Origin of the sequence: Rhodothermus profundi (genome assembly GCF_900142415.1) — a bacterium.
Classification (GTDB): domain Bacteria; phylum Bacteroidota; class Rhodothermia; order Rhodothermales; family Rhodothermaceae; genus Rhodothermus; species Rhodothermus profundi.
In genome coordinates this window covers 68,692-82,875 of the sequence record NZ_FRAU01000001.1, presented here as the reverse complement: position 1 = coordinate 82,875, position 14,184 = coordinate 68,692, and the positions used below count along the sequence as shown (strand labels likewise).

The following is a 14,184-nucleotide window of genomic DNA, read 5'->3' as shown; positions in this document are numbered from 1 at the left end:
CTTTTGCTGTTTATGACCGAACAGACGGGGTCATTTCTAGCAGGCGACGCTCAGCGTAGGCAAGCATCTCCGGCGTATCAACGTCCTGCCAGAAGCTGTCGCCAATATCAAGAGCAGCCATGCGACGCGCCCGTGCCAACTGGCGCACGCCGTCGGACAGCGACGCATCCCCCTGCTCCCGATAGACGCGCTCCAGCGCCTCCATCAGGGCAAAGGTGCAGATAAAGACGCCCGTATCAATGGCGTTATAATCGGTCAGGTGCTTGCCAATGTCCACAATCCAACCATGCTCAACCTGCACCTTGGTGGCATCGTCCAGGTCGAAAACCTGGTCGATCCGGTAATCCACCAGCAGCGTAGCGCCGTCGCTGGGTGGCCGGTGCGTGCGCACCAGCATCATGAGTTCGTCCCCCAGCACATGGTCGGCCATCGTAAGCAGAAAAGGTGCTTCGTGGACGTAAGGCCGCGCGGCCAGCACAGAAAGACCATTCTGCAATTCGTAATGCGGATTGTAAGCAAAATGCACCCGCAGCGGTCCTCGGTAGTGCTGCGTCACCGCTTCCTGGACCTCATCCCCGTGGTAACCCACCACGATGACCACGTCCCGGCAACCGGCCAGCGCTACGCTGCGCAGCGTCCGCAGGATTAACGGCATACCTGCTACCGGAGTCAGGGGCTTTAGATGAAAGCCGGGGCGAGCGCCCGCCAGCCGCGAGCCCAGTCCGGCAGCTAGTACGATACCCGTCCGGGGGCCTGTGCCATTCTGCATCATTTCAGGTTTTCGTACAGCTCAAATTCCTCTGAAAGGTGCGTAATCGGCGACTCCCCACCCAGTACGCGCAGGGTGTTTTTCAGCCGAATGTGCTGGATAAACAGATCGTGCTCCGGCACGTGTCCTTCCTGCACATGTGGGCTTTTGAAATAGAACGACAGCCACTCCTGGATGCCTTTCAAACCTGCCCGCGCTGCCAGATCCAGGAACAGGGCCAGATCCAGCACAATCGGCGCAGCCAGAATGGAATCCCGACACAGGAAGTTGACCTTGATCTGCATCGGGTAGCCCATCCAGCCAAAAATGTCGATGTTATCCCAGCTCTCTTTTGCATCCCCGCGGGGCGGGTAAAAGTTGATACGTACCTTGTGGTACAGATCGCCGTACAGTTCTGGGTACAGATCGGGCTGCAGAATCGTGTCGAGCACGCCGGCTTTGGTTACTTCCTTCGCCCGGAAACTGTCGATGTCGTCAAGCACCTCGCCGTCGCGGTTCCCCAGAATGTTTGTCGAAAACCAGCCCCGCACGCCCAGCATGCGCACCTTGAGCGCCGGTGCCAGTGCTGTCTTGAGCATTGTCTGGCCGGTTTTAAAGTCCTTTCCAGCAATCGGGACGCCCTTTTCTATGGCCAGTTGCTCCAGCGCCGGCACATCGGCTGACAGGTTAGGCGCACCGTTGGCGTACGGCACGCCCTCCATGATAGCGGCATAGGCGTAGAGCTGAGAAGGCGTAATAGAAGGGTCATTCGCTTCCATGCCAGCTTCGAAGGCCTCCACCGAGCGATGACACTCGGAGGGTCGGGTGTACACTTCGGTCGAGCCACACCAGATCATCACCGCCCGACTGGCCCCGGTCTCCTCAATTGTGCGCCGGATGTCCTCGCGGAGCATGTCGGCCAGCTCCTTTTTGGTACGGGCTTGCTTCACATTGGGCCCGTCTAGCCGACGCACGTACCGCCGGTCAAAAGCGGCCGGCATTGGCCGAATCGTGCGCAGGAAATCTTCCAGGGGCTTTAGGTCCTGCGCCTCAAGCACCTGAGCCCGCACAGCCGCCTCATAGGCGTCGTCTGGGAAAATGTCCCAGGCGCCAAAGACCAGATCCTCAAGTTCTGCCAGCGGAAGAAATTCCTTGATCAGGGGGTTGCGTCCAGCCGATCGGCGTCCAAGCCGAATTGTCTGCATCTGGGTTAACGATCCATAAGGACGCGCGCGTCCCTGCCGAACGGCTTCGACCCCTGCCATAAACGTTGTGGCCACCGCGCCCAGGCCGGGCGTCAGCACCAGCAACTTACCCTCTGGAGGCCGAATGAAAACAGCTTCGCTCATAGACAGTTCTCGCTCAGGATGATCGTGGGTTTACCTTGACAGCCAGACGTCCGCTGGCTTTGCTTCTAACTGGCGGCGCAACCAGGATCGGAACCTCCGGTTCCGGATGCGCTGCTGGATGACCAGTACCAGGAAGATCAGATTGAGTCCTACCAGTTCAAACACAAAAAAAGCCAGCGGCTTGCCATACAGGCAGGCGAAAAAGATAGCCAACGTACGATAGTTTGAACTCATCAGCGCCCAGCGCCGCACCAGCGGCCGATGTACGAAACGGTACATCTGCCGCACTTTCTCAGGATATCCAAGCTGCGCCAGTGCCTTTTCCAGCAACTGCATCAGCTCCCGGTCGGCAGCCCCTACGCCGTACTGCACGCGCAGATACGTCCAGTAGAGCCACCCCATCCAGCGGGCCAGTCCTCGTTTCTGCGCAAGCGTTTTGTAGAACGCTTCGGGCGTTACTGGCCGCGCGCTCCGTTTGTTATGCACCCAGTAGTCGTACGACTGCCGCTGAAATTCATAGGTGCTTGCCTGCACCACGTGGCTGCCTCCGGCCAGCACAGCCAGCACCCAGGCCATCCAGCCCGCTGATGGATACGTTGCCAGGGCCAGACTGAGGTAGATCAGCACGAACGTGCCGTGGTCGCAGAGCCCGTCAAGCACTTTCCCAATCTCAGAGGTGCGTCCTGTAAGCCGGGCCAACTGCCCATCGGCACCGTCCATGACGTGCCACCCTATCATCAGCAAAAAGCCCAGCACCGAGGCCTGCCAGGCGGTGTAGTGGTAATAGGCCACGGCCGCGCCGGCCCCCAGTGCCAGCCCCACCAGCGATACCGTGTTCGGATGTACCCCCCACCGCGCCAGCCGCTGCACCAGTGCCCAGCTCAGCGGATGAATTACATACCGGTTCGTTGGCTCTTCAATCTCTGGCGTGCGCCAGGCGCGTTGCGCTTCCGCGGTGTTGTCCATAGACTCCCACTGTCAGAAACCCCGCCAGTTTACGCATAAAACCGGCCATAAGTTAGCAAATTGCTAGCAAATTGTTAACACCAGCCTCGGCATGCGGAGATTTCAAAAACCAACGCTACGGCTGGGGCACATCGGCTTCTGTGAGCGACAGCCAGTCGCGGGGCTGAAAAAACCAGAGCGCGGCCTCTTCTGGAGAACCGGGTACCGGACGCCAATCGTACTGCCAGCGAACTTCTGGCGGGAGACTCATCAGAATGCTTTCCGTACGCCCGTTCGATTCCAGTCCAAAGCGCGTGCCTCGATCATAGATTAGATTGAACTCTACGTAGCGTCCCCGTCGCAGCAGCTGGAAGTGCCGTTCGCGCTCCCCATAAGGCAGGTCCTTGCGGCGTTCAACAATGGGAAGATAGGCGCGCAGAAAAGCCCGCCCGGCTTCTCTGGTAAAAAAGAAGGCGCCTTCGGGATCGTCGCGCAAATAGTCATAAAAAATCCCGCCTACCCCCCGCATCTCACCGCGATGCGGCAAATAAAAGTAGGCATCACAGGCTGCCTTGAAGCGCGCATAGTCGGCCACCCCGGGATGCCGATCACATACCTCTTTCCAGACGCGGTGAAAGTGCTGCACGTCCTCCAGAAAGGGATAATAAGGAGTCAGGTCTGCTCCCCCTCCAAACCATTGATCTTCCGGATGGAACAGGTCTTCCCCGAGCGCAAAGTAGCGAAAGTTGGCGTGTACGCTGGGAACGTAAGGCGAGCGCGGGTGAATCACCAGCGAGAGCCCTGTCGCAAAAAACGGAGCCGGATGCACGCCAATAGCCCGAGCTGCTCGCTCTGTAAGCTGGCCCCAGATCGCTGAAGTGTTGACCCCCGCTTTTTCGAAAACGGCACCGTTTTCCAGCACGCAGGTCAGTCCACCGCCCCCTTCGCGGTAATTCCAGGAGTCCCGGCGAAACTGTGCGGCGCCATCGACGTCTTCTATGGCCTTGCAGATGCGCTGCTGCAGCGCTTCAACAAAGCGTTGCACGCGATGCGCCATGGGAATATCGGTACGCGGTTCCTCGCGTAACCGGTTGACGCGCGCATGATCGTCCAACATGGCCTACGTCTACACACAGGTTGGGGCTTATGACGATTCTGGAATATACGCCGAATGATGACGAAATGCTGCCGTTCATTCACGACAGTCTGCGGCAGCTTCAAGAAGCTGGACATGAAGCGCGCTACATCCTAGTCGGGCGCGCGGCCTATCGACGGCTATGCAAGGCCATTGGACGGCAGTTTCAGCGAGGTGCTGGTCGGTTCGAAACGTACCAGCACATCCCCATTGTAGTCGATCCGTTCCGTGAAGACGAGGTCTGCGTCGTGCCCGCACCGGCTATCTGTGCAGAAGCGGTGCAGGGCTATCGCATGCCTTCGGGACCGGACGCTTCCAGGTAAGCCAGTAACCGGTCAACTTTCAGCCGAAAAGCGCTGTCCCAGCAGGAGGGCACTGGAGCCGTCCATTGCATGCGTTCCCGGCGCGTCGGGTGCGTAACCGACAGCTTCCAGGCATGCAGCGCCATCTGTCCGGGAGCCAACCACCGGCGCGCCCGATATCGGCGATCTCCCAGAACGGGATATCCCCGAAAAGCCAGTTGTACCCGAATCTGGTGCTTGCGACCGGTTTCAGGAATCAATCGCACGAGCGTCAGCCCGTTACGTGTCATCAATGCCTCCCAGCGCAACACTGCCCGCTTACCCCAGGGATGATCGGCCGAGACCAGTCGCATATGATCGCGCGCCGGTGCAATAAAATCCTCCCAGACCCCCTCTCCCTCCAGTTCGCCCTCTACCAATGCCAGATAGATCTTTTCCACCGTCCGTTCCCGAAATTGCTGCATCAGGCGGGCTGCTGCCTTTGACGTGCGCGCCAGTACCATTACGCCCGACACGGGCGCATCCAGCCGGTGCACCAATCCCAGATAGACATTACCCGGCTTATTGAAACGCTCCTTAATCAACGCCTTCCCCAACGAAAGTACAGTTGGCGCTCCACTTCGATCCCCCTGACTGCGCAACCCGGCAGGCTTGTTGACAACCAGCAAGTGGTTGTCCAGGTAAAGCACAGGGAGTTCCGCTACCTGCAACATGGTCTCACTTCCCCTCCATAATCTCCGTAGGTAAACTATCCAACGAGGACCTTCCGCTTCAGTTGCGGGTAGGAGCTGTATTACATCACCAAAGCCGGTCTCCTGGCGGGAGCTGTACCGTAATGCCGCCCGGATATATATTCCTTTTACTTTGCTTTTTGCCGCTCTTCCGCGATACTTCTCCCACGCCTATCCTTCGCCTCGACCGTAACGCAACGTTGACCGTACAGGAAAAATATACCTCCCTGCTGATTGACCCCACCGATACCCTGACGCTCGCTCAGGTAATCCAGCTAGACCGGTGGACCACGCCCGGCCACCTGCACCCCGATCTACCTCCTGGCACTTACTGGCTTCGCCTGAATCTCGTTGCGCCGGCAGGGTACTCACACTGGTTGATCAAGATTCCTGTCGACCAGGTAGTTGGCTATGTGCTCATGGAGGGCCGCCTGCCGCCACACGACACCCTGCGCACCGGATATCAGGTGCCGCTTCAGGAACGGGATCTTGCAGTCTTTCGGCCACCTTATCTGTCGCTTCACCTGCCGCCAGATGTCCCCCAGCAGTTGTATTTGCGCATCCGACACCGCTTCGTCAGCTACATCTCGCCCGGTGTTCCGATATCCATCCAGTTTTATCCCATCGATAAAGCGCTGGCGGCCGAGCGCGCTCACCGCGTCGTGCAGGGAGTGCTGGCGGGCCTGTTGTTAGCCATGGCGCTGTACAATCTGTTTCTGTTTCTTGTGGTGCGTGAGCGCAGCTACCTGTACTATGTCATGCTGACCGCCCTGCTGGCGTTGTTCTGGCTATCTGCTTCCGGGTATCTGGCAGATCTGTTCTGGCCTGCCAACCGCACCTACCCGCACAGTCTTGACTTTTATCTTCTGCTGGGCGCTGGACTTAGCTATCTGTGCTTTACGATTGCCTTTCTGGAGACCGCCCGTTATGCGCCGCGCTATCACCGCTTGCTGCGCATGCTAATGGGCGCGCTGGCATTGCCTGCATGGATGGGACTCCTGAACTACTGGGTTGTGGCAGAACGGATGGCTGCCCTGCTCGCTGCAACGGTAGCCCTGCTTAGCCTGGGAGCAGCCTGGCAGGTGCACCGCCGGCGACATCCCCTGGCCCGCTACTATCTGCTGGCCGCCCTGCCTTTTGTACTGGGCCTGCTAGTATACGTAGCCGTCTGGTGGGGCCTGCTCCCTGTCCTGCCGGCAACCCGCTATAGCGCTCAAATAGGTTCAGCTGCGGAAGCGCTCCTGCTTTCTCTGGCTCTGGGAGCCCGTATTCGCCAGCTCACGCGCGAACGCGAGCAAGCCCTGCTGGCCCGGGCCCGCGCCGAAGCAACCGAGCAGCACCTGCAAGAAGTTAATGCCTTGAAAACACATCTGTTGGGTGCCACGGCCCATGACCTGCGCAATCCGCTGAGCAGCCTTCAGGGGCTGATCCAGACAGTACGCGAAGAACTTCCCCCTTCCAGTCCCCACCAGGAGCTGCTCGAATTGGCCGAAGCGGCCGGACGTCGCATGCTGGATACCCTTGAGCAGTTAATCACGGCCTCCGCGCTCGAAAGCGGCCGCGTCACTTTCCGCCGGACACGTCTGGACCTGGCCGCCCTGACAGCCGAAACCGTCCGCTTCTATCAACTATGCGCTGCGCGTAAACAGCAGCAGCTTACTTTTGCAGGGCCTCCGGATATGCCCTGCTTTGTGGAAGCCGATCCCGAACAGCTACGCCGCGCGCTTGCCAACCTGCTAAGCAATGCGCTCAAGTTTACGCCTGCTGGCAAACGCATTGTTGTTCGACTCCATCGCCATACCAGTACGGTGCGGTTGAGCGTTCAAGACGAAGGTCCTGGTTTGACCGAAGCAGATCGTAAGCGGTTGTTTGGCTACTTCCAGCGCCTTTCAGCTCAACCTACAGGCGACGAACCCTCCAGTGGCCTGGGGCTGGCCATCACCAGGCAAATTGTGGAACGCATGGGTGGACGCATTGAGGTAGAAAGTGCCCCGGGACAGGGCAGCACGTTTACCATTGTGCTTCCGGCCATCAGGTAGACGTAACCGGCACGTAGTCGTGCACGGCCTCTACAAAAGCACGCACGTGATCGGGATGGTGATCAGGATGCAAACCGTGGCCAAGATTAGCGATATGGCCGCGCGGCCCAAAGGCATCCAGCATCTGGTGCGTTAATTGACGAATCGTTTCAGGGTCGGCGTACAGCGCACAGGGATCCAGGTTGCCCTGCAGCGCCACACGCCCGCCCGTCAGTTTCCGCGCCTGTCGCGGGTCAACCGTCCAGTCGAGTCCCACGACGTCATAGCTGCCGTCTGCCAGCTCCGCAAGCGATGCGTGAGCTCCCCGGGCAAACACAATGCGGGGAACCTCGGGCCGCGCCTTTTTGACGGCTTCGCCAATGCGCCGCAAATACGGAAGCGCAAACGCACGGAACAGATCCGGGCTCAGCACGCCCGCCCAGGAATCAAACACCTGCACGACCTGCGCGCCGGCATCAATCTGGGCAATTAGAAAATCCACCAGCACGTCGGTTAGCAGCGTAAGCAGTCGATGGCTGGCCTCTGGTTGCCGGTAAAGCCAGCCTTTAGCCCGCGCAAACGTCTTGCTGCTGCCTCCTTCAATCATGTAGGCCATGAGCGTCCAGGGTGCCCCGCAAAAGCCAATAAGCGGCACCTTGCCGGCCAGCGCCTTGCGCGTCAGGGTAATCGCTTCCAACATGTAGTGCAACGCGTCCTGCACATCTGGCCGCCGGAGCCGCCGCAGGTCTTCAACCGTCCGAAGTGGGTCCGGAAAGTACGGGCCACGCCCTGGAATCATCTCCACCCGAAGCCCCATCGCCTGCGGCACAACCAGTATATCCGAAAAAATGATGGCAGCGTCGAGCGGAAAGCGCCGCAACGGTTGCAGGGTCACCTCAGCAGCCAGGGCCGGCGTGCGCACCACGTCGAAAAAGGCCTCGTCGGCACGAAGCGCTCGGTACTCCGGCAAATAACGACCGGCCTGGCGCATGATCCAGACAGGCGTGCGTTCGACGGGCTCCTGTCGCGCCGCCCGCAACAATAGATCATTCTGAAGCGCGGGAAAATCTGCCATAGAAATCGGAAGTCTGTGCGAAAGCGTTCAGCCTATTGACCAATGTCCAAGTGGGTTCCCGTTTCGTTAAATCCCAACATCCGAACCGAAAGAGGAGACGTCTCGTTGATCGGTTCAATACCGACCCGAAAGGACCATGGCAAACGTGTCTCCGGTCTCCGCCCTGACCTATCGAGGCGAATTGCTCCGCAAGGCTTTACACCTGCTGGCGCTAAGCATTCCCGTCGGCATGCTCCAGGTGTCGCGTTCGACCGCCCTGGCGGTGCTCTGGCCTCTGGCCCTGGTGGCGCTCGGTGCCGACCTGTTACGGGCCCGGTGGCCGGCTTTTCACCAGCTCATTCGCCAGGTCTTTGGCAGCATGATGCGTCCCGAGGAGCTACCCCCACCTGGCGGCCCTATTGCGATCAACGGAGCCACCTGGGTTTTGCTCTCCAGTGCCCTGCTCGCTACATTGTTTCCCCTACCGGTAGCCGCCACCGCTTTTGCGGTGTTCATGGTTGGCGATGCAGCAGCCGCCATTGTGGGACGCCGCTTCGGGCGTCACTACTGGCCGGGCAGTCATCGGACCTTCGAAGGCTCGCTCGCTTTTTTTGGCACCGCCCTGCTTACCGCCTGGTTTTTTCCTGTGCCGATGGGACATGGCATCTTAGCCGCCTTGCTGGCCACCATCCTAGAGGTACTGCCTCTCCCGCTCAATGACAATGTACGCGTCCCCCTTGCCGTCGCTTTACTGCTCTGGCTGCTGCAGGGACTGTAGCTCCGAAGAGGCACTCTCTGGCTACGCACCCATTGCCCTCATGCGTCTCCGAGCGATATGGTAGCACTGGAGGGCAGGCCAAACGAGCAGATGCCAGAGCGCATAATAAAGACGCTTGCCGCTTTGCTTCCTGGAAACTTGATCGTTATCATGCAGGCTGCAGGCAAAGATGATGATACCGCCCTATGGGTTCTTCCACAACCTGGCTGCGCACGCCATCTTTTCCGGATCCCCCGGTGGTGCCCCTGCACTATCCCGTCTTGCTGATGCATGGCCTGGGGGCCCTGGTTTTCCCCTGGCGCAAAAGTCAACTTCACCCAGTGGCCACCTATTTGCGCCAGCACGGCATCCGCGCTTACGCACCGAACGTGGCGCCGTACGCCCCGATTGCCCGGCGGGCTGAACGCTGGCGCCAGCATCTGCAAACGATCCTAGAAGAGACGCGGGCCCCGAAAGCTCACCTGATCGCACACTCCATGGGTGGGCTTGACGCCCGCTACCTGATCAGTTGCCTCGACGGCTATCGCCATGTCGCTTCGTTAACCACCATTGCCACGCCACACCGAGGCACCGCCCTCGCCCAACTCATCCTGGAGCGTCCCAAAGTCATCCGACGCTGGCTGGATCGCCTGGCCCGACGCCTCAGCCATCTGCTGCTCCCTGACGAACCGGCCGCCCTACTAGAGGCAGTAGCTCAGTTGACACCAGCCTACCTCACCGACGTTTTCAACCCGGAAGTACCTGATTGTCCCGACATTCCCTATTTCTCCTGGGCCGGTATGGCCGGTCCCGGGACCAACGTGCCTATTACTCCCTGCATTGCCCCGCTTGCCCGCTACATTTACCGACACGAAGGGCTCAATGACGGGTATGTCGCGGTCCGGAGTGCCCGGTGGGGGCACTTTCTGGGTACGCTTCCGGTCGATCACCTGCGCCAGGTTGGCGTGCACCTTGGTCCCGGCGCTCGCTTCCATGAAAAAATGTTTTTCCGCTACCTGTGCTATCGGTTGTGCTGCGCCATTGAAATGTCGGCTTTCGTAGATTAGTCTGTCCGATAAAGAAAAACGCTTTCTGCAACGATGACGCGGCAATTGGGCCTTGGTTTGATCTGCTGGTTGCTGCTGGCGGCGCCTGGCCAGACGCAACCTCAACGCACCTGGACCATCGAAGACATCCTGCGGCAGGAACGACTCACGGACCTGGAAATCGCCCCGGATGGCCGGCGCATTGTCTGGGTGCGACGCAAGGCCAACTTCGACAAGGATCGTTTTGAAACCGATCTGTTTTTGACCTACCTCGACCGTCAGGGTCCCGATGGTCTGCCCCTGACGGTGCAGCTTACGCGCAGCGGTAACAACCGTGCGCCCCGATGGAGCCCGGACGGCCGCTACATCGCTTTTCTGTCCTCCCGAAAGATCCACAGCAATGACCCGACGCAGGGGAGCCAGATCTGGCTGCTCGACACCTTTGGCGGCGAGCCGTATCGCCTCACCGAGCTGGACGTGCCCGTCCAATCTTTTGCCTGGTTCGACAGCACACGGCTCGTCTTCGCTGCACGTGAGACGCCTACCTATGACGAACAGCTACGCAAAAAGCGAAAAGACGACGCCCAGGCTATCGAAGACACTACCGAATTCTATCCGGTACGGCTTTTCCGCATCGCTATCGACTCGAAGAAAATCGAACGGCTGACCGAGAACGAAGGGGAAATTCTGGAATTTTCTGTCGATCCAAGCGGGCGTTACCTTGTCTACAGCATTGATCCGCATCCGGTTGATGCTGATGCACGCCACCAGCCGCGCCAGTATCTGCTGGACCTCCATCGCAATGAGACGGTCGAAATTTTTGCTGAACGCTATTTTGATCCCGAACGATTTGTATGGACCCGCGATGGCGCGGGCTTTTATGCAAGTGACGAGTTTGCTTCAGATCCGGAAAACGAGGGAGCTGGCATCACCAAACTCTACTACTTTGACGTTGCACGCCGCACCTACCGGGAAGTCCCGCTGGGCTGGGAGGCCGGTGTCGGCTACGGAGGGTATCAGGTAACGGAAGGGGGCGTGCATGTGCAACTCGCAGCCGGTCCCCGCATGGAACCCCGCTTTTATGAAAAGACGGCCGACGGCTGGCGCGCCCATCCCGTTCTGGACGCGCGTCTGCGCCATAGCACGTCGATTCGAATCGGTCCGGATGGTCACACCATTGCCTTTGTGTATTCACGAGCCGATTTGCTCCCGCAATACCTGGTGGGGACCTATCAACGCGGTCGCCTGCGCGACGTCCGTCCGTTCGTGCAACTCAACACGTACCTTAAAGACTACCCCATTCCCCGCGCTGACGTAATCTACTGGAAAGGCGCTGAAGGCGACACGGTCAACGGCATCCTCTACTACCCCTTCAACTACCGGCCGGGCCGTCGCTATCCCCTGATGGTGGTCATTCATGGCGGCCCCAGTGGAGTTGATCTAGATGCCTGGCGCGCCGACTGGACCGTCTATCCGCCGCTGTGGGCGCAACGAGGCGCCTTCGTACTACGGCCCAACTACCACGGAAGCGGTCACCATGGCCTGGAATTCGTCGAATCCATCAAAGGACGCTACTATGAACTGGAACTGCCCGACATTATCCAGGGGATCGACTATCTCGTGTCCCAGGGATTGGTTGACCCGGATTCCCTGGGGGTGATGGGCTGGTCTAACGGAGCGATTCTGACCATTGCGTTGACGGTCGAGTATCCCGAGCGCTTCAAGGTGGCCATGCCAGGTGCTGGCGATGTCAACTGGATCTCCGACTATGGCAACTGTGCCTTTGGGGTGCGTTTTGACGACTCTTACTTTGGAGGCCCTCCCTGGGAGCGGCTGGATCACTACATCGCCAAGAGTCCCCTTTTCCGACTGCACCGGGTCATTACGCCCACGCTGATTCACTTTGGCGATAAAGACACGGCCGTACCTACCGAGCAGGGATGGCAGCACTATCGAGCGCTCCAGCAGTTAGGCAAGGCCCCGGTTCGCTTTATCCTGTATCCTGACGAACCCCATAGCTTCCGGCGTCCCTCTCACCAGCGGCGTAAAATGGAAGAAGACCTGGCCTGGGCTGATACCTATCTGTTTGGACGCACGTCGATGGCGGAACGTCTGCGCCAGCGCGTGCTGCCTGAAGATGCTCCGCTGGCGCTGCGTCTGCGGGCCCGTCAGATTGCCCGCACGGCTGACGGCCTCTACGGCGTCGAACATCAGGGACGGTTGCTACCAGAGATGGTCCCGCTGGGCGACACGCTTCTGGTCAGTCGCTTTGAGATTACCCGCGCGCAGTTTCGGGCTTTCAAGCCCGACTACCCGGTACCTCCAGGCACCGAAAACTACCCGGCCAGCGGCATTACGGCCGACGAAGCCCGCGCTTACGTGGCCTGGCTCCGTCGCCAGACTGGCCAGCCGTATCGACTGCCTACAAAGCGTGAGCTAGAAACGCTGCAGAAGAAGGCCGGACCCTCCGAAAATACGCTGGCTTACTGGCTGGGCTATACGCCCAACCCCGATGAACGCCGGCAGCTGGAAGATGTGCTGGCTGGCTTTCGCCCCGACGAGCTGCTCCTGCCCGTCGGGTCGCGTCCACCGGGCAATGCCAGAGATCCAGAGGCTCCGCTACTATATGATTTAGACGGCAACGTAGCCGAGTGGGCAGTAGCCGCAAAAGGCACGCTGCAACCGTCTGGCGCATCGGCCGTCACGGTACGCGACCCGCGCACCGGCGAATTGTCCGCTCCTCCTCCTTCCTTTATCGGGCTGCGGGTGGTGCTTCCGCGCCACTGATCGCTGGCGACGCACTACCTGGCTGTCCGTTGCCGGGTGGCCGCCTCGGCGCCTCCTCCAGAAAGGCGGCAATGCGGTCGTGCTGGCGCTGCGCGTCCTGGTAGCCGATTTCCAGCAACCGCGCAATGTAGTCCGGATCAAACAGCATCATGCTGAGCGAATCAGGGGTTTTTGTTTCTGTAGCCCCTAGCCCCCAGGTGAGAAAACGCAGGGCCCCCTTGAGCGGGGGACGATAGTTTGCGGCTAGCTTACCCAGATCTATAGAAGGACGCAGAATTAAAAGACGAATGGGACGAAGCCCCTCGCGGCGATGCGGTGGCAACTTTTCCACCAGTCGATTAATGCGCGCCAGCATTGCTGCGTCCTGGTCCAGCGTATCCAGGAAGATTGCGTTGAGCATAAGGCCCAGAATCTGGGCGGCCGGTGGATAACCTGCTACGTCGTGCGCATCCCCTTCTGCCTGACTTCGCTTGTAGCGCGTTGAGATCGCAAGAATAGCGTGGGCCCCCAGATGAATGGCCGGCGCCAGCGGCGTTAGCAGACTAATTCCCCCATCGCCATACCAGGCATCGCCCAGCCGAATGGCTGGAAAAACCAGCGGCAACGCAGCAGAGGCCAGGATATGCTCAACCGTCAGTTCGGTCTGCACTCCGCGTCGGTCTGGCCGCTCCCAGTTCTGAATGTTGCGCCCCTCCACCCAGGTAACTGATTGGCCGGTTGAGTAGTTTGTGGTCGTTACCGCAAAGGCCCGCAGCGTACCGCGTTTCAGGTTAAAAGCCACGCCATGCAGTCTTCCATCGGTCGTTTGCAGGTGCCGTTTTAAAAATGCACGCAGCGGGGCATTATCCACCAGGCCGCGCAACGTGTCTTCGGGAAGCGGCTGCTCTCCGTTCGATCGGGCCCGGCGCAGCAGCGTACGCAGCACCTTCCAGCGCGATTCGGGCTCCATCACATCTTCCAGGCGGACTGCCTGCCAGGTCTGCACCAGACGCACAGCCGCTTCCGGAAACGTTCCCGTATGGTTAGCCAGTTGCGCTGCATTGATCGCCCCGGCCGACACGCCGGTCAGGATCGTAAAAGCCCGGTCTGGAAACGCCTCGGCAATATAGTGCAACACGCCTGCCTGATAGGCCGAACGGGCTCCTCCGCCACTGAGCACCAGCGCCCAGTCACCCTGCGGCCCGATACGCTGTTTCCAGTGCGCCCACCAGCGGCGCATCTGCGCCCATCCTTTCCAGTTCATCGCTGGCTTAGCTTATCCTATTAGCAAGTATCGACGATACTGCAGGAAAGTATATGCAAAAAAAGCCTA

12 protein-coding genes are annotated in these 14,184 nt (G+C 59.6%); 5 read left to right on the top strand and 7 right to left on the bottom strand.

Features of this window, described 5'->3' with window-relative positions; all coding sequences use genetic code 11:
* Positions 1 to 10: 10 nt before the first annotated feature.
* From BUA15_RS00340 to hemF, 4 genes are all read right to left on the bottom strand, one after another.
* Positions 11 to 772, bottom strand: a complete 762-nt coding sequence (locus BUA15_RS00340; protein WP_072713858.1) for a phosphocholine cytidylyltransferase family protein — start codon at positions 770 to 772, stop codon at positions 11 to 13.
* Positions 769 to 2,097 (bottom strand): inositol-3-phosphate synthase, encoded by a 1,329-nt coding sequence (locus BUA15_RS00335; protein ID WP_072713856.1) that lies wholly within the window; start codon positions 2,095 to 2,097, stop codon positions 769 to 771. The genes BUA15_RS00340 and BUA15_RS00335 overlap by 4 nt, the downstream gene beginning before the upstream one ends.
* 30 nt (positions 2,098 to 2,127) lie before the next feature.
* Positions 2,128 to 3,063 carry a CDP-alcohol phosphatidyltransferase family protein gene (locus tag BUA15_RS00330; RefSeq protein WP_072713855.1) on the bottom strand — a complete coding sequence of 312 codons (936 nt, stop codon included), beginning with the start codon at positions 3,061 to 3,063 and terminating at the stop codon, positions 2,128 to 2,130.
* 115 nt (positions 3,064 to 3,178) lie between these two features.
* A complete protein-coding gene (gene hemF, locus BUA15_RS00325; protein ID WP_072713854.1) occupies positions 3,179 to 4,159 on the bottom strand; it encodes an oxygen-dependent coproporphyrinogen oxidase in 981 nt (326 codons plus the stop codon).
* A gap of 29 nt (positions 4,160 to 4,188) precedes the next feature.
* On the opposite strand from hemF, the gene BUA15_RS00320 reads away from it, so the two are divergent.
* The gene (locus BUA15_RS00320; RefSeq protein WP_072713853.1) at positions 4,189 to 4,500 is read left to right on the top strand and encodes a family 4C encapsulin nanocompartment shell protein; all 312 of its coding nucleotides are present in this window, start codon (positions 4,189 to 4,191) and stop codon (positions 4,498 to 4,500) included.
* Here the strand turns inward: BUA15_RS00320 and BUA15_RS00315 are convergent.
* Positions 4,464 to 5,192 carry an RluA family pseudouridine synthase gene (locus BUA15_RS00315; RefSeq protein ID WP_072713852.1) on the bottom strand — a complete coding sequence of 243 codons (729 nt, stop codon included), beginning with the start codon at positions 5,190 to 5,192 and terminating at the stop codon, positions 4,464 to 4,466. The two genes, BUA15_RS00320 and BUA15_RS00315, sit on opposite strands and share 37 nt — an antisense overlap.
* Before the next feature lie 218 nt (positions 5,193 to 5,410).
* Between BUA15_RS00315 and BUA15_RS00310 the strand changes: the two genes are divergently transcribed.
* Positions 5,411 to 7,249, top strand: coding sequence for a sensor histidine kinase (locus tag BUA15_RS00310; protein WP_245771861.1), 1,839 nt, complete (start codon positions 5,411 to 5,413; stop codon positions 7,247 to 7,249).
* On the opposite strand, the gene hemE is transcribed toward BUA15_RS00310, so the two are convergent.
* Positions 7,242 to 8,303 (bottom strand): uroporphyrinogen decarboxylase, encoded by a 1,062-nt coding sequence (gene hemE / locus BUA15_RS00305; RefSeq protein ID WP_072713850.1) that lies wholly within the window; start codon positions 8,301 to 8,303, stop codon positions 7,242 to 7,244. The genes BUA15_RS00310 and hemE overlap by 8 nt on opposite strands.
* 136 nt (positions 8,304 to 8,439) lie before the next feature.
* On the opposite strand from hemE, the gene BUA15_RS00300 reads away from it, so the two are divergent.
* The 3 genes from BUA15_RS00300 (at position 8,440) to BUA15_RS00290 (ending at position 12,872) form a co-directional block, all read left to right on the top strand.
* A complete protein-coding gene (locus BUA15_RS00300; RefSeq protein ID WP_072713848.1) occupies positions 8,440 to 9,060 on the top strand; it encodes a diacylglycerol/polyprenol kinase family protein in 621 nt (206 codons plus the stop codon).
* Positions 9,061 to 9,245: 185 nt separating this feature from the next.
* On the top strand, positions 9,246 to 10,106 hold the full coding sequence (locus BUA15_RS00295) for an esterase/lipase family protein (protein ID WP_072713846.1): 861 nt from the start codon (positions 9,246 to 9,248) through the stop codon (positions 10,104 to 10,106).
* Between the two features lie 33 nt (positions 10,107 to 10,139).
* Positions 10,140 to 12,872, top strand: coding sequence for a prolyl oligopeptidase family serine peptidase (locus BUA15_RS00290; protein ID WP_072713844.1), 2,733 nt, complete (start codon positions 10,140 to 10,142; stop codon positions 12,870 to 12,872).
* On the opposite strand, the gene BUA15_RS00285 is transcribed toward BUA15_RS00290, so the two are convergent.
* Positions 12,838 to 14,115: a patatin-like phospholipase family protein gene (locus BUA15_RS00285; RefSeq protein WP_245771860.1), complete on the bottom strand. Its 1,278-nt coding sequence runs from the start codon at positions 14,113 to 14,115 to the stop codon at positions 12,838 to 12,840. The two genes, BUA15_RS00290 and BUA15_RS00285, sit on opposite strands and share 35 nt — an antisense overlap.
* Positions 14,116 to 14,184: the final 69 nt, after the last annotated feature.